General features: G+C 33.0%; 14 protein-coding genes. 6 read left to right on the forward strand and 8 right to left on the reverse strand.

The annotated features are described in order from the left end of the window. Positions 1–22 precede the first annotated feature (22 nt). The 8 genes from nhaD to B3L86_RS00555 all read right to left on the reverse strand — a co-directional run bounded on the left by nhaD (position 23) and on the right by B3L86_RS00555 (position 7,921). A complete protein-coding gene (gene nhaD / locus B3L86_RS00520; RefSeq protein ID WP_291113788.1) occupies positions 23–1,399 on the reverse strand; it encodes a sodium:proton antiporter NhaD in 1,377 nt (458 codons plus the stop codon). 7 nt (positions 1,400–1,406) lie between these two features. Beyond that, the gene (locus B3L86_RS00525) at positions 1,407–2,633 is read right to left on the reverse strand and encodes a Glu/Leu/Phe/Val dehydrogenase dimerization domain-containing protein (protein WP_291113791.1); all 1,227 of its coding nucleotides are present in this window, start codon (positions 2,631–2,633) and stop codon (positions 1,407–1,409) included. Positions 2,634–2,755: 122 nt separating this feature from the next. Beyond that, the gene (locus B3L86_RS00530; protein WP_291113794.1) at positions 2,756–3,586 is read right to left on the reverse strand and encodes a YoaK family protein; all 831 of its coding nucleotides are present in this window, start codon (positions 3,584–3,586) and stop codon (positions 2,756–2,758) included. A gap of 3 nt (positions 3,587–3,589) precedes the next feature. Beyond that, entirely contained in the window at positions 3,590–4,042 is a 453-nt protein-coding gene (locus B3L86_RS00535; protein WP_291113796.1) for a hypothetical protein, read from the reverse strand. Positions 4,043–4,062: 20 nt separating this feature from the next. Beyond that, a complete protein-coding gene (locus tag B3L86_RS00540; protein WP_291113798.1) occupies positions 4,063–4,566 on the reverse strand; it encodes a hypothetical protein in 504 nt (167 codons plus the stop codon). Positions 4,567–4,709: 143 nt separating this feature from the next. After that, complete coding sequence (locus B3L86_RS00545; RefSeq protein ID WP_291113801.1) at positions 4,710–6,083, reverse strand: sensor histidine kinase; 1,374 nt, start codon at positions 6,081–6,083, stop codon at positions 4,710–4,712. Positions 6,084–6,085: 2 nt separating this feature from the next. Next, positions 6,086–6,781 carry a response regulator transcription factor gene (locus B3L86_RS00550; protein ID WP_188362734.1) on the reverse strand — a complete coding sequence of 232 codons (696 nt, stop codon included), beginning with the start codon at positions 6,779–6,781 and terminating at the stop codon, positions 6,086–6,088. A 75-nt stretch (positions 6,782–6,856) separates the two neighbouring features. Next, positions 6,857–7,921, reverse strand: coding sequence for an anhydro-N-acetylmuramic acid kinase (locus B3L86_RS00555; RefSeq protein WP_291113806.1), 1,065 nt, complete (start codon positions 7,919–7,921; stop codon positions 6,857–6,859). Positions 7,922–8,015: 94 nt separating this feature from the next. Here B3L86_RS00555 and B3L86_RS00560 point away from each other — a divergent pair, with 94 nt between their 5' ends. From B3L86_RS00560 to B3L86_RS00585, 6 genes are all read left to right on the forward strand, one after another. Further along, positions 8,016–9,152 (forward strand): acyl-CoA dehydrogenase family protein, encoded by a 1,137-nt coding sequence (locus tag B3L86_RS00560; protein WP_291094965.1) that lies wholly within the window; start codon positions 8,016–8,018, stop codon positions 9,150–9,152. Between the two features lie 85 nt (positions 9,153–9,237). Continuing rightward, positions 9,238–9,915: an SDR family NAD(P)-dependent oxidoreductase gene (locus B3L86_RS00565; RefSeq protein WP_291113809.1), complete on the forward strand. Its 678-nt coding sequence runs from the start codon at positions 9,238–9,240 to the stop codon at positions 9,913–9,915. Between the two features lie 22 nt (positions 9,916–9,937). Further along, a complete protein-coding gene (locus tag B3L86_RS00570) occupies positions 9,938–10,777 on the forward strand; it encodes a BRO-N domain-containing protein (protein WP_291113812.1) in 840 nt (279 codons plus the stop codon). Then, positions 10,778–11,380, forward strand: a complete 603-nt coding sequence (locus B3L86_RS00575; RefSeq protein WP_291113814.1) for a SprT-like domain-containing protein — start codon at positions 10,778–10,780, stop codon at positions 11,378–11,380. Between the two features lie 112 nt (positions 11,381–11,492). Beyond that, positions 11,493–12,557, forward strand: coding sequence for a mannose-1-phosphate guanylyltransferase (locus B3L86_RS00580; RefSeq protein WP_291113817.1), 1,065 nt, complete (start codon positions 11,493–11,495; stop codon positions 12,555–12,557). Between the two features lie 66 nt (positions 12,558–12,623). Then, positions 12,624–14,993: a cation:proton antiporter gene (locus tag B3L86_RS00585; protein ID WP_291113820.1), complete on the forward strand. Its 2,370-nt coding sequence runs from the start codon at positions 12,624–12,626 to the stop codon at positions 14,991–14,993. Positions 14,994–15,012: the final 19 nt, after the last annotated feature.

The raw sequence follows: 15,012 nt of genomic DNA on the forward strand, positions 1-15,012 counted from the left end.
CTAAGATAGTATTATAAATTGTTTATCGAATAAAATGTTCAATAAATAGGAAACAAATTGCTCCTGAAATAAAGCCAATAAAGGCCAGCCAAGTGATTCTTTTTAAATACCAAATAAAATCGATACGCTCCATTCCCATTGCGGCAACACCTGCAGCAGAACCTATGATAAGTAAGCTGCCACCTGTTCCGGCACAATAAGCAATAAAATGCCAGATTACATGATCAACTTCATAATCATACATCCCCATAGAAGCAGCCACTAAAGGGACGTTATCAATAATAGACGATAAAATTCCCAAAAGAATAACCACAACATCTAAATTTGGAATCGCTTTTGATAAGCTTTCAGCTGCGTAGCCTAAAGTTCCAATATCTTCTCCGTTTATTTTTCCAAAGACCATACTCTCTAATGCGGCAACGGCCATTAGAATTCCAAAAAAGAAAAGGATGCTTGAAAATTCAATCTTAGAAAGTGCTTTATGTCCGGAATATTGCTGTTTGTCTTTTTTGTTAAAGCCTTCATAAGGTTTTATATATTCAGAAAATAACCAAACAAAACCCAAACTAAACATCATCCCTAAATAAGGTGGTAATCCTGTAATCATTTTAAAAATTGGTACAAAAATTATGGCACCAAGCCCAATGTAAAGCATTGTTTTACTACTCAATAATCGTTCTGATTCCGTATCTACTTCGTAGTGTTTTCTTGGTGTTTCGCCTTGAAATGCTTTCATGCGGGAGGCAAAGAGAAAAGGCACTACAAAACATAAAATAGATGGAACAATAACATATTCTGAAAGACCAACAGCGGTTACTTTATTAGCAATCCAAAGCATTGTAGTGGTAACATCTCCAATTGGCGACCATGCTCCACCAGCATTTGCGGCAATAACAATCATCGATGCAAACCAAATTCTGTATTCTTTTACCGGGATTAGTTTTCTTAATAAGGTTACTAATACAATTGTTGCTGTAAGATTGTCAATAACGGCTGATAATATAAAAGCTACAACACCAAGTGTCCACAACAAACGAACTTTGTTTGTTGTTTTAATTCTACTTTTTATGATGTCAAAACCTCTATGTAAATCAATAATTTCAACAATGGTCATTGCTCCTATTAAAAAAATCAATATTTCGGCAGTTTTGCCAAAGTGGTGCATCAAATTTTTAGAAAACCCATAGAGTTGTGCTTTTTCATCACCATTATTGATGTTGTAAACATTGCTATATTCATCAATAACTGAAAGCCAACCTTGGTTGAAACCAAATGCTAAAAGTGCCCAAATAACTCCGGCCATTAATAAAGAAGGAACCGTTTTGTCTAGCTTAAAAGGATGTTCAAGAGTTATTGATAAGTATCCAATTATGAAAAGAAAAATGATAAGATTTAACATTGTAAACTTAGATTAGTTGTTGTAGTGCAATTTCAAAAGCGGTTGCACTAATATTTGTTTTAGAGGTATTTATACTATGTGTTTTGTGTAATGCTTTTTTTATGGTTTCTGAAGTGTCAAAAAATATGGCTTCATCTGTCATTTGTACTTTTTTCTCCATGAAATAGGCAAAAACTCGAGCCATACCACAGTTTGCAATAAAATCAGGAATCAAACTCACTTTAGCATCTGTTTCTTCCATAATAGAACCAAAGAAAATTTCTTTATCAGCAAAAGGAACATTGGCACCACTTGAAATTACTTCTAATCCGGTAGCAATCATTTGGTCAACTTGTTGTTTTGTGACTAATCTTGAAGCTGCACAAGGGGCAAATATTTCTGCACCAAGCGTCCAGATTTTTTGATTGATTTCTTCAAAAGGAATCATGTCTGAAGCTACTAGTTTATTGCCGTCTTTGTTTAAAAAATATCTTTTTATTTCTTCAAATGAAAAGCCATTTTCATTGATTACTCCGCCTTCTCGGTCAATAATTCCAACAACTTTAGCACCCATGTCGGCTAAATAGAATGCTGCAGCAGAACCAACATTTCCAAAACCTTGAACTATTGCTTTTTTACCTACAACGCTTCCGCCATAAATGTCATAATAATGTCTAACTGCCTCTGCAACTCCATATCCGGTAATCATATCAGCCACAGTGTATTTTCTGTTGACATCAGGAGAAAATTTCGGGTTTTCAATTACTTTAATTACACCTTGACGTAATTGGCCAATTCTGTTTATTTTGTCTGCTTCGGTTGGTTTAAAATGGCCGTTAAAAACACCTTCTTGCGGATGCCAAACGCCACATTCTTCTGTTATTGGGATTACTTCATGAATTTCATCAACATTCAAATCGCCACCGGTTCCATAATAACTTTTCAATAATGGAGAAACAGCTTTGTACCAACGTTGCAGAACACCTTTTTTTCTTGGGTCATTTGGGTCAAAATTAATTCCTGATTTAGCCCCTCCAATTGCAGGACCAGAAACCGAAAATTTTACTTCCATTGTTTTAGCAAGTGAAAGTACTTCGTTCATGTCTAGACCTTTTCTCATTCTAGTTCCGCCACCTGCTGCACCACCTCTTAGAGAATTTATTACTGTCCATCCTTCAGCTTCTGTTTCGGCATCTTTCCAATTAAAAATTATTTCAGGTTCTTTATTTTCAAATTTTTTGAGTAAATCTTTCATTATAGTTAGTCTGTTTGTTTTCAAGTGCAAATATAATCTTTATAAAACATTTGCATTTTGAATATTGAAAATAATTTAGGTACAAGTTTAAAATAAAAAATCCTCCTTTTCAGGAGGAAAATTTAAACTGTTTCTTCTTTCATTTGTTTTCTTCTTTCTGCAAATGATTTAATATTTAAAGAAGGATGAATTACAGGCCTTTTGTCATTTATTGGAATATTATTGCTTCTTTTCTTTAGCATGATATATCTTGTAAATCTAATTTTGTATAAATCATAAGAAATTACAATAGTTAAAAATATACTTACAATATAGAATACTTGAAAACCAGTGTTAAAATATAGCAAACCTGAAATAATAGCTCCTGATAAATAGGAAATGGCAATAGAGCTTAACAGTTTGGCTTTTCCTCTTAGTTCTTCATTTTCTCGATATTCTTTTTTGGTGAACATTGAAAATAAAATTCCTAAATCGGTTGTTGTTCCTGTTAAATGGGTTGTTTTAACTGAAAAATTTGAAATACTGGCCGTTAATCCGTTTTGTAATCCCATTGCAAAAAGCATTATTCCCAACAGGATTTCTGTTTCAAGTAAGGTTTCTAAGTAGAAGAACTGACCATAAATTCCAACTGTCATCAAACAAATGATCTCTAATATCAGTGGAATTGAATGGGCTAAATAGGTATTGAATTTGCTTAAATGGATGACAATCAAGTTAGATAAGAAACTTCCAAAAAAGAACAAGAAAATCCAAGCAAAAACAACTCCGGTTTGGTAAAGATTTCCTTTAACTATTTCAGAAGCCAGAATGGCATAATGACCTGTAACATTTGACGAAAACGAAAAGAAAATCAGTAACGAGGCAACGTTTACCATTCCGCCGGAAAAGGCAGTTAGTACTCCAAGTTTAATATTATCTTCTAAAGTCCTACTATTACTAAATTTTCTGAGCATAGTTTATGATTTTTCAAATGTTAGTTTTGCAATTCCTCGAGCTTGAATTTCAGAATCAAAATTCAAGACCAATACATTGTTGTTTAGTTCTGTTAAATTATAGTTTTCAACAACATCGTTATCGTATTTAAGTTGAAGAATGTGACCACGACCTTTAATTTTCCAATCAACCAATCGTTCTTTTTCTCCTGTTTTCAACACTAATTTTCCATTGGGTAAAAACTTCCAAGTTTCAGCTTCGTGGATAACTAAATGTTGACCAATTATTTTTTTTACATCGTCTGTAATTTCTTTGTTGTTTGTATCATTAACTATATCTACTCGTTCATATTCCCATGATAGTTCATTCCATTGTCCTACTATCTTTTTTTCAGGACTTTGCGAGAGTGAAATAGTTGTAATAATTGTTGCTACAATAACAACAAATACAAATGTATATGTGGCAGCAATTTTCATAGCTTTTGGTTTTACATTGTTTAAGAGTGCGACGGAACTCCGTTAAAGAATAATTCTGCCACTTTTCCTTTTTCAGGAATATTGGTAGCTGTTTGCCAACCAATTTGTTGAATAGGAAGTTTGCTTTTATTCATAAAAGGAATCAAATCAAAGCTTTTTTGTTTGTTAAAATTCCACTGAAAGTTAGCCGGAAGATAAATTGCATCAATTTGGTTAGCATCAGTGTAGCTGTTAAAAGCAGATTGTGTAAATCCGGTAAAAATATCTTTTCTAATAGAATTTATTTTTGAAGCATATTTGTTTTTAATGACAAAACAAGCTTGTTCAAACTCTTCAGAAACCAATTGATTTATAATTTTTTGTTTTGAAAAAAATAATAAATCTCTAATTGAATCTGATAAGTGAACACCATGTAATAATATGATATCAAAAACATCATCATGGTTAGATTGTGCTAAAGCAGTTTTTAAAACATTTAATGATTCAATGGTGAAATCAGTTTGTAATAGAATTGTTTTTTTCATGGCACTTTTGTTTTTTAAAGTTTTACAGTGCCAAAATTATGGGTGGGAAATTAGAATTGAATTAATCAAAAATTAGAATTCAATTAAAAAACTATTGCGAAATTAAAAAGAGATTAGAGAATCTTAAAGAACTTTTAAAATTGTTAAAATTTATACATTGGAATGTTAATTTGAACCGTAGTTCCTTGGTTTTGTATTGATTTGACTTCAATTTCACCATGGTGCATTCTGATAATATTTCGTGTAAGAGGAAGACCAATTCCGAAACCTTCATAATTTTTTGTGTTTGAAGCTCTAAAAAACGGGTCATAAATAAACTTTAATTCTGATTCAGGGATTCCAATTCCTAAATCTTTTATAACTACAAAAACACTATTGTTTGAAGCACCTAAAGCAACACTCACGGGTTGGTTGTCTGAATATTTACAGCCATTATTGATGATGTTGCTAAATGCTAAATGCAATAATTGTTCGTTGCCGTTTACCTTAATCATATTAGGATTTTCAGGCAGTAAACTCATATCAAGGCAGATTTTATTTCTTTGATTGATTTTTTCTAAAGTTTCTTTTACATCCATCAATAATTGGTCTAAACGGATTTTATCAAATTTTTGAATTTTTCCATTAAAACCGGTTTGTGCTAAAAACAATAAAGCTCGGGTTTTGCTTTCTAATTTTTCAGCTTCCACTAACATTATTTTAATAGCTTCTTCATATTCTTCTTGTGATCTGCTTTTTGATAAAATCACATCAGCTTCACCAATTATGGCGGTTAATGGCGTTCGTAATTCGTGAGAAGCATTACTAATGAAATTGTTTTGTGTTTCAAAAGACGTTTCAATTCTATCTAACATTGTGTTGAAGGTAACCGCCAAATCGTTTAACTCATCATTTTTACTTCCCGCATCTAATCGCAAGTGCAGGTTTTCAGAGCTAATTTGATTTACTCGTTCTGTTATTTTTCGAAGCGGTTTAAATATGTATTTTGAAAAGTACAAAGAAATAAGAGCCGATATAATAAAAGCGGCAATGATTGAAATGAATAAAGTTCGTTTTAAATAGGCTGAATGATGTAATTCATAATAATTTTCTGCAGAAGCAACAATAATGTATTTGCCCTTTGTACTATTATATATTATGCCTTTGTAGAAAACATTGTTTTTTTTGAAATCTGATTTGCCATTTTTAATTACATTTTCAAAAAAAGAAATTGGTAAACCTAAAGTTTCACTTTCATCATGAAACTTTTCTACTTCTTCTAACGGAAAAAAATAATCTTTTTCTTGTGGTAGTTTTTCAAAAAATTGGTCTCGTAATTCTTTAATTTCTTTAATATTAGCAGTAGGGTTGTTGTCCAATTCAATTTTTCCGGCTGTAATGGCTCTAATTTCCAATAATCTAAAAAAATCATTATGGGAATAATTCAAAAATGAAAAATAGACAAATCCGCCAAACAAGGATAAAACAATTAAGAATGGCAAAAGAAAAAGTAAAGTAGTTTTGGTTTGTGTTCTCATAATCAGCTTTCTTTCATAACATATCCCATTCCAATAACTGTGTGAATCAATTTGTTTTCGGTGGTTGAATCAATTTTCTTTCGAAGATAATTTACATAAACATCTACAACATTGGTTCCCATGTCAAAATTGACTCCCCAAACGGTGTCTAAAATTTCTCCGCGAGAAAGTACTTTGTTTCTGTTTTGTAAAAAGTTGAGTAGTAGTTTGAATTCCGTTGTAGTTAACGAAATTACTTCGCCACCACGAGTAACTGTTTTACTATAATCGTTTAAAATTAAATCGTCAATTTTGTAGATATAATCCTCTTGGATTTCCGGTGAAGGGTTATAGCTTTCTGTTCTGCGAAGCAACGTTTTGATGCGTGCCAAAAGTTCAATAAACTTGAAAGGTTTTACCAAATAATCATCGGCTCCAGATTCTAAACCCAAAACAATATTTTCAGCAGTTCCCAAAGCGGTCAAAAAAAGAATTGGAATTTGTATATCTGTCTTTCGGATTTCTCTACAAACATCCAAACCGTTCATTTCAGGCAACATAATGTCCAAAATGATTATGTCAAATTGATTGTTTTGTTGAAGTAAAAGTCCGGTTTTTCCATCTAAAGCAACGGAAACTTCATAACCTTCTTCGGTCAATCCTTTTTTAATAAATGATACAACATGGGCTTCGTCTTCAACTAATAAAATCTTTTTCATTTATGCTTTTTTGAACTGAAAAATTCGAGGGTTCAATTTACAAAAAAAATAAGTAGTAGAAAAAATAAGGATTTTTTAACTGAAAATTTTTCCTGAAGAATGATTTTTTTGTGCTCCGGTTACACTACAGAGCACATTGACTTCATTGCGTAATTTCAACACGCCAATTAATCCGAAAATTAAGGCTTCTTTGAATTCTAATGTTTTGGTATTAGGAACAATAAGATGCATTTTTGATAAATGATTTTGCATTCGTTCCAACAAAAAAAGATGGTATGCTCCGCCGCCGGTTATTAAAATTCTACCTTCTTTTTTATGTAGAGCCAAAGCAATTTGAATAGCAACATGTTCTACAAAAGTGTTTAATTTATCTTCAATTGAAATGGAATAATTGCCAATTAAGGGTAGAATTGTTGCATTTACAAATTCAATTCCAAGTGATTTTGGATATTTTTTTTGATAAAAACCGAGGTTATTTAATTCAGTTAATAAAGCTGAATTTACTTTTCCGGAACGAGCAATTTCGCCTTTATCATCAAAATCAAAACCTAATGAATTGGCATAAAAATTCAAAACAGTATTTACAGGAGAAATGTCAAAAGCAATTCGTGTTCCATTAGCTTCAAATGATATGTTTGAAAATCCACCTAAATTCAAACAATAATCGTATTCCGAGAACAATAATCTATCACCAATTGGAACTAGCGGAGCTCCTTGTCCGCCTAATTCAACATCTTGAACTCTGAAATCACAAACAACGGTTTTACCTATAATTCCGGCAATTTTAGGTAAGTTTCCAATTTGTAAAGTAATGCCATTTTGGGGTTGATGCAAAATAGTATGTCCGTGACTGCAAACTGCATCAATGAATTGAATTTTATAATCTTCAATAAATTTTTTGATTGTGTTTCCTAACAAATCAGTATATTCTTCATTTAATTGTACTAATTCATTTTTTGAAAAATTAACGGCAAACTTGAGTTTGTTTAACCAATTTTCTGTATAAGGAATTGTTGCTGTTTCAAGAATAGAAAAGTCCCATTTATTGTTTTTAACAGTAAAATGAACATGAGCCAAATCAATACCATCCAATGAGGTTCCACTCATGACACCGAGCACTTGATAGGATTCTTTAAACATAGGCTAAAATTACGAAAACGTTTGAGATTTTGACTAAATTGTCATACTTTTGCCTCCAAATTTAACAAACAAATAATCAATATTTTTTATAATTATGGATTTTAATCTTACCGAAGAGCATTTGATGATTCAGCAAGCTGCCCGTGATTTTGCTCAACAAGAATTATTACCGGGTGTAATTGAGAGAGACGAACATTCAAAATTTCCGACTGAGCAAGTGAAAATGATGGCTGAATTAGGCTTTATGGGAATGATGGTTGATCCAAAATACGGCGGGGCAGGTTTAGACAGTGTTTCCTATGTGTTGGCAATGACAGAAATTGCCAAAGTGGATGCTTCGGCAGCCGTAATTATGTCCGTAAACAACTCCTTAGTTTGTGCCGGAATGGAAAAATATTGTTCTGAAGAACAAAAAATGAAATATTTGGTTCCGTTGGCCAAAGGTGAAGTAATCGGTGCTTTTTGTTTGTCAGAACCGGAAGCTGGAAGTGATGCTACTTCTCAAAAAACAACAGCTATCGACAAAGGAGATTACTATTTGTTAAACGGAACAAAAAATTGGATTACCAATGGTTCAACAGCCTCAACTTATTTAGTTATTGCTCAAACCGATGTTGAAAAAGGACACAAAGGAATCAATGCTTTTATTGTTGAAAAAGGATGGGCCGGATTTGAAATTGGTCCAAAAGAAAAGAAAATGGGCATCCGCGGAAGCGACACGCATTCGTTAATGTTTACTGATGTGAAAGTGCCCAAAGAAAATAGAATTGGTGCCGATGGTTTCGGATTTAGTTTTGCGATGAACGTGTTAAACGGAGGAAGAATCGGAATTGCATCACAAGCATTAGGAATTGCAACCGGAGCTTATGAATTGGCTTTGAAATATTCGCACGAGCGAAAAGCATTTGGAAAAGAAATCTTTAAGCACCAAGCAATTGCTTTTAAATTGGCTGATATGTATGTAAAAGTGACAGCGGCAAAATTATTAGTAATGAAGGCAGCTTGTGAAAAAGACGAAGGAAAAGACATTGCTCATTCTGGAGCTATGGCAAAGTTATACGCTTCTGAAATTGCGTTGGAAGTGGCTAATGAAGCCGTCCAAATTCATGGAGGAAACGGTTATGTAGCCGAATACCACGTAGAAAGAATGATGCGTGATTCTAAAATTACACAAATTTATGAAGGAACTTCAGAAATTCAACGCATTGTGATTTCGAGAGGTTTGGTTTAAAAGTTATTTAAAATTCTACATATTTAAAACCCTTTAAGTACTTTCTTAAAGGGTTTTTTGTATTTTTAGCACATATAAAAAGTAAATGAAAAATATTATTATCACAGGAACTTCTCGCGGAATTGGCTACGAACTTGCCTTACAATTTGCAAATGAGGGTCATCAAGTGTTGGCTATTTCACGAAAAACAGTAAAAGAATTAATAGAACATCCAAATGTCACTTGTCTAGTTGTTGATTTATCGGAAGAAAGCGGATTGAATTTAATTACAGAATTTATCGCTCAAACTTGGAAAAATGTAGATGTGTTAATTCACAATGCCGGTTGTTTGGTGCTAAAACCATTTTTACAATTATCGCAAACCGATTTTGAAATGGTTTACAAAGTAAATGTTTTTGGCGTTGCCAATTTAACTCGAATTTGTTTACCCTTTTTGAAAAAAGGAAGCCATGTGGTAACCATTAGTTCAATGGGTGGCGTTCAAGGAAGTTCAAAATTTGCCGGTTTAGCCGCTTATTCTTCCAGTAAAGGAGCAGTTATCACCTTGTCGGAATTGTTGGCGGAAGAATACAAAGAAGAAGGGATTTCGTTTAATGTTTTGGCTTTAGGAGCCGTTCAAACCGAAATGTTACACGAAGCCTTTCCGGGATATCAAGCACCACTTTCTGCCAAAGAAATGGCCGATTATATTTATGATTTTTCGTTGAAAGGAAATAAATATTACAACGGGAAAGTATTACAAGTAAGTTCATCCACGCCGTAATTCAAATTTAATATATACAATTATGAAACAAGAAAACGCCATCCAGCTATTTGAAAACAAAAAAGTAAGAACACTTTGGGATGCTGAAAAAGAAAAATGGTACATTTCCATTATAGATGTTGTAGCAGTTTTGACTGAAAGCGTGGATCCAAATGCATATTGGAGAAAGCTAAAACAACGTCTAAAACAAGAAGGAAATGAAACCGTGACGAATTGTCACGGTTTGAAAATGGTTGCTCCTGACGGGAAAATGCGAATAACAGATGTCGCTGATACTGATCAGCTTTTTAGGCTAATTCAATCCATTCCATCTCCAAAAGCAGAGCCGTTTAAGTTGTGGTTAGCCCAAATTGCATCGGAACGATTGGACGAAATGCAAGATCCTGAATTAACTATTGACAGAGCATTAGAACAATATTTACAATTGGGATATTCTGAAAATTGGATTAATCAACGTTTAAAAAGCATTGAAATCAGGAAAGAATTAACTGATGAATGGAAAAGCAGAGGAATTAAAGAAGGTCAACAATTTGCCACATTAACCGATATAATTTCAAAATCTTGGTCGGGGAAAACAACCAAAGAATATAAATTTTTGAAAGGATTAAAAAAGGAGAATCTTCGAGATAATATGACCAACACGGAATTGATTTTGAATATGTTAGCAGAAGCTTCTACAAAAGATATTTCCAAAGCAGTAAATCCTGAAACGTTTGAAGATAGTAAAGAAGTTGCCAAACAAGGCGGAAATGTTGCCAATGTTGCTCGAAAAGAACTAGAAGCCAAAACAGGAAAAAAAGTTGTAACCGAGTTAAATGCAAAGACTTTGCTTCATCAAAAAAAGGAAATTGACAACAACTAAATGAGCGAAGTCCTCTTAAAATATCTTCCCGAGCATGCGGTTGAACCTGTTTTTGAGTTAATCAAAACCAATTCGGTGCATTTGAAAATCGTGAATGAGCGAGTAACTCGTCATGGCGATTATAGAAGACATCCTTCAGGAAAACATCAAATTACCGTGAATGCCAATTTAAATAAATACCGTTTTTTGATTACGGTAGTGCATGAAATTGCTCATTTAGCAGCTTTTGAAAAATATGGTAGAAACATCAAACCACACGGAAATGAATGGAAAATTACGTTTCAACGGTTGATGATTCCGTTTATTCGACCGGAGATTTTTCCGAATTCGGTTTTGCCATTAATAGCCAATCATTTTAGAAATCCAACTGCCAGTAGTGATACCGATGCTCGATTGGCTTTTGCTTTAAAGCAATTTGACGAACGAAAACCCGATATCCATTTTATACATGAAGTGCCTTCCGGAAGTTTTTTCAGAATTAAAAACGGAAAAGTTTTTCAAAAAAAAGGACTTCGGGTCAAACGCTATGAATGTTTGGAAGTGAAAACAGGAAAGTTGTATTTGTTTAACGCCAATGCTGAGGTGGAGATTATTCCGGGTTAAATATTGATTTTATTCATGTAAATAAGCAACACAGTAACTCAGCAACTTTACTATATTTGTAACAACTAAAAACTTAGTAACTCAGAGTCTCAGTAGCTCAGCAACTCATAAAATGAACAAAAATTACTATGCAATATTAATGGCCGGTGGAGTGGGTTCCCGTTTTTGGCCGGTTTCTACAACTGATTTACCTAAACAATTTCACGATATGTTAGGGTCGGGGGAGACGTTGATTCAAAAAACGTTCAGTCGTTTATCAAAATTAATTCCAACCGAAAACATTTTGATTTTAACTAATGAGAAATACAATAATCTAGTTCTTACTCAATTACCAATGGTCAAGCAAGAGCAAGTTCTATTGGAACCAGCCATGCGAAACACAGCTCCTTGTATTTTGTATGCTTCGCTAAAAATTCAAAAAATGAATCCGGATGCTGTGATGGTAGTAGCTCCCAGCGACCATTGGATTGAAGATGAAACGGCCTTTATCGATAATTTACAACAATGTTTTGATTATTGTCACCACAATAATGCGTTGATGACATTAGGGATTCAACCTACTTTTCCAAATACCGGTTTTGGTTATATCGAATTTGATAAAACAGACTCAAATCCCATTAAAAAAGTAAATCAGTTCCGTGAAAAACCAAATTACGAAACAGCAACATCTTTTCTTGATAGCGGAAATTTCCTTTGGAATGGCGGAATTTTTATCTGGTCTGTCAAATCAATAACAGAAGCATTTTCTGCTTTTCAGCCTCAAATGAATCAATTGTTTTTAGAGGGTTTTGAAACATACAATACATCAAATGAAAAAGAGTTTATCAATCAAAAGTATGCTTTAGCGGAAGATATTTCAATTGATTATGCCATTTTAGAAAAGGCTAAAAATGTTTTTGTTTTACCGGCAACTTTCGATTGGAATGATTTAGGAACTTGGGGTTCATTACACGAAAAATTAGAGAAAGACGAACAGAATAATGCGGTTGTGAATGCTGAATTAATTTCAGAAAACGCTTCTAACAATATCATTCGCACAGAAAATAAAAAATTAGTAATCATAGATGGTTTAAATGACTATATTGTGGTGCAACAAGGTGATGTTCTGTTAATTTATCCAAAAGATAAAGAACAGGATATCAAGAAAGTAGTTTCTAATTTGTTAAACAGTCGTTAAAGTATTTATTTACTATCTGTTTTAAATTGATAAATAGTATTTTGTTAAAATTTTTAATTTGATTATATGATTTTTTTAATAGGAATAGATTTCAACTTGCCACTCAAAAACCCAGTATTATTGTTTTCATTACTACTGTTCATTATTTTATTTGCACCAATACTATTAAATAAGTTAAGAATTCCACACCTTATTGGGTTGATTATTGCCGGAGCATTAATTGGACCAAATGGTTTCAATTTAATTGCTCGTGATATGAGTATTATTTTGTTTGGAACCGTTGGTTTGCAGTACATCATGTTCTTGGCTGGTTTAGAAATTGATTTAGCGGAATTCAAAAAAAACAGCGGAAAAAGTTTGGTTTTTGGCTTACTAACTTTTTCAATACCCATGACAATTGGAACCCTGGCCGGATATTATATTTTAGAATTTTCATTGCCAACATCCGTTTTGTTGGCCAGTATGTTTGCCTCTCACACTTTGATTGCCTATCCTATTATTAGTAAATTAGGTGTTGCCAAAAACCGAGCGGTTAATGTAACTGTAGGAGGAACCATGATTACTGATACACTTGCCCTTTTGGTTTTGGCAGTTATTGCTGGAATGCAAGTGGGTGAAATTAATCAGGAATTTTGGATGCGATTAGGCATTTCGGTAATCGTTTTTGGATTGGTTGTAATGCTTATTTTTCCAATTATTGGAAGATGGTTTTTCAAACGTTTTGACGACAATATTTCGCAATACATCTTTGTGTTAGCAATGGTTTTTTTAGGCTGTACCTTGGCTGAATTAGCCGGAATTGAAGCAATTATTGGAGCTTTCTTAGCCGGATTAGCCTTGAATAGATTAATTCCACATACTTCGCCTTTAATGAATCGAATTGAATTTGTGGGGAATGCTTTGTTTATTCCGTTTTTTCTTATTGGAGTTGGAATGTTGATTGATTATAAGGCTTTTATAAAAGATTGGAACACTTTGCAAGTTGCGGGAATTATGACTGCGTGTGCTATAGTTGGTAAATACATTCCGGCTTGGATAACCCAAAAGATTTTTGGTTACTCACGAGATGAAAGACGATTGATTTTTGGATTGAGTAATGCTCAAGCAGCGGCTACACTTGCTGCTGTTTTGGTTGGTTTTAATATTATAATTGGTTATGATAGTGTTCCGCAATATGATGAGGTTCATTTGAAGAGCAACAAATTAACTACAGAAGACAATTCACAATTGTTATTTCAGAACTTAGAAAAAGGAGAAATTCCAAAAATTGGTTCAGAAGCTTTAATGCAAAATTTACCGGCAGATGGAACGTATAAATTAACTGATAAAACTGAAATGGTTTTTGTTCAAGGCAAATTATCAGATATTAAGATGCCAAATAGGCTTTTGAATGAAAATGTTTTGAATGGTACCATTTTAATGATTTTAATTACATGTACCATTGCATCCTTTGTGGCTCAAAAAGGAGCTTATAACTTGGCATTAATGGAAGACGATGAGGAGAGTGATAGCGATGGAGAATCTATAGAAAGTGATGAGCGAATTTTAATTCCAATGAAAAACATAGAAACAGTAGAAGAATTAATTCAACTTGCTGTAACTATGAAATCAAAGAAAAATAAAACAGGGTTATTTGCTTTAAATATTATTAGTAACAATATTGCTACAACTTCGCAAGAATCAAAAGCAAAGAAAATAGTTGATAAAGCCGCCGTTGTTGCTTCTGCAACAGATAATAAATTAAATATGTTGATGCGTTATGATCTTAATATTTTAAACGGTATTTCAGGAGTTGTAAAAGAACAGAAAATATCAGATATTATTCTTGGTCAAACAGAGTCATTGGGATCTAGTGAAAGTTTGTATGGTCCTTTGACAGACGGTGTTTTAAATAAATGCAATACAACCACTTTTATATATAAATCAACACAACCAATTGCAACAATAAAACGTTATTTGGTTGTTATTCCTGAACGAGCTGAACGTGAAATCGGATTTCCGTTTTGGTTGTTAAAAATTTGGAATTTAGGAAAAAATACAGGCTCAAAAATTATATTTTATGCAAGTGAAACAACACTAAATCTAATCAAGGATGTCCACTCAAAACATCCTGTTGATGCTGATTTCAATATTTTTGCAGATTGGGAAGATTTTTTGATACTGTCTAGAAATTTAAACAAAGACGACGCTTTTGTGGTTATAATGAGTCGCAAACCAAATTTGTCTTATAATACTACAATGCAAAATATTCCGGGTTATATGAATAAATATTTTAACAAGAACAATGTGATTCTGATTTATCCGCTTCAAACCGGAATTGAAGGCTCAACTCGGATTGATTTAAAAAACCCCGGTGCATTGGATACCTTTACAGAAAATTTAGAAAGATTGGATGACGTTAGAAAGTTAATCGGGAAGCTTTTCAAGAAAAAATAGTGAATTAACTGATACTTTT

The organism is Flavobacterium sp. UBA6135 (assembly GCF_002428305.1).
In the GTDB taxonomy this organism is placed as follows: Bacteria; Bacteroidota; Bacteroidia; order Flavobacteriales; family Flavobacteriaceae; genus Flavobacterium.

What these genes read in the sequence shown, in the direction of transcription:
- B3L86_RS00565 (WP_291113809.1), top strand. Translation starts at nt 9,238, where the DNA reads ATGAAAAATATTATTATCACAGGAACTTCTCGCGGAATTGGCTACGAA.
- nhaD (WP_291113788.1), bottom strand. Translation starts at nt 1,399, where the DNA reads ATGTTAAATCTTATCATTTTTCTTTTCATAATTGGATACTTATCAATA.
- B3L86_RS00585 (WP_291113820.1), top strand. Translation starts at nt 12,624, where the DNA reads ATGATTTTTTTAATAGGAATAGATTTCAACTTGCCACTCAAAAACCCA.
- B3L86_RS00570 (WP_291113812.1), top strand. Translation starts at nt 9,938, where the DNA reads ATGAAACAAGAAAACGCCATCCAGCTATTTGAAAACAAAAAAGTAAGA.
- B3L86_RS00535 (WP_291113796.1), bottom strand. Translation starts at nt 4,042, where the DNA reads ATGAAAATTGCTGCCACATATACATTTGTATTTGTTGTTATTGTAGCA.
- B3L86_RS00580 (WP_291113817.1), top strand. Translation starts at nt 11,493, where the DNA reads ATGAACAAAAATTACTATGCAATATTAATGGCCGGTGGAGTGGGTTCC.
- B3L86_RS00545 (WP_291113801.1), bottom strand. Translation starts at nt 6,083, where the DNA reads ATGAGAACACAAACCAAAACTACTTTACTTTTTCTTTTGCCATTCTTA.
- B3L86_RS00550 (WP_188362734.1), bottom strand. Translation starts at nt 6,781, where the DNA reads ATGAAAAAGATTTTATTAGTTGAAGACGAAGCCCATGTTGTATCATTT.
- B3L86_RS00575 (WP_291113814.1), top strand. Translation starts at nt 10,778, where the DNA reads ATGAGCGAAGTCCTCTTAAAATATCTTCCCGAGCATGCGGTTGAACCT.
- B3L86_RS00560 (WP_291094965.1), top strand. Translation starts at nt 8,016, where the DNA reads ATGGATTTTAATCTTACCGAAGAGCATTTGATGATTCAGCAAGCTGCC.
- B3L86_RS00530 (WP_291113794.1), bottom strand. Translation starts at nt 3,586, where the DNA reads ATGCTCAGAAAATTTAGTAATAGTAGGACTTTAGAAGATAATATTAAA.
- B3L86_RS00540 (WP_291113798.1), bottom strand. Translation starts at nt 4,566, where the DNA reads ATGAAAAAAACAATTCTATTACAAACTGATTTCACCATTGAATCATTA.
- B3L86_RS00555 (WP_291113806.1), bottom strand. Translation starts at nt 7,921, where the DNA reads ATGTTTAAAGAATCCTATCAAGTGCTCGGTGTCATGAGTGGAACCTCA.
- B3L86_RS00525 (WP_291113791.1), bottom strand. Translation starts at nt 2,633, where the DNA reads ATGAAAGATTTACTCAAAAAATTTGAAAATAAAGAACCTGAAATAATT.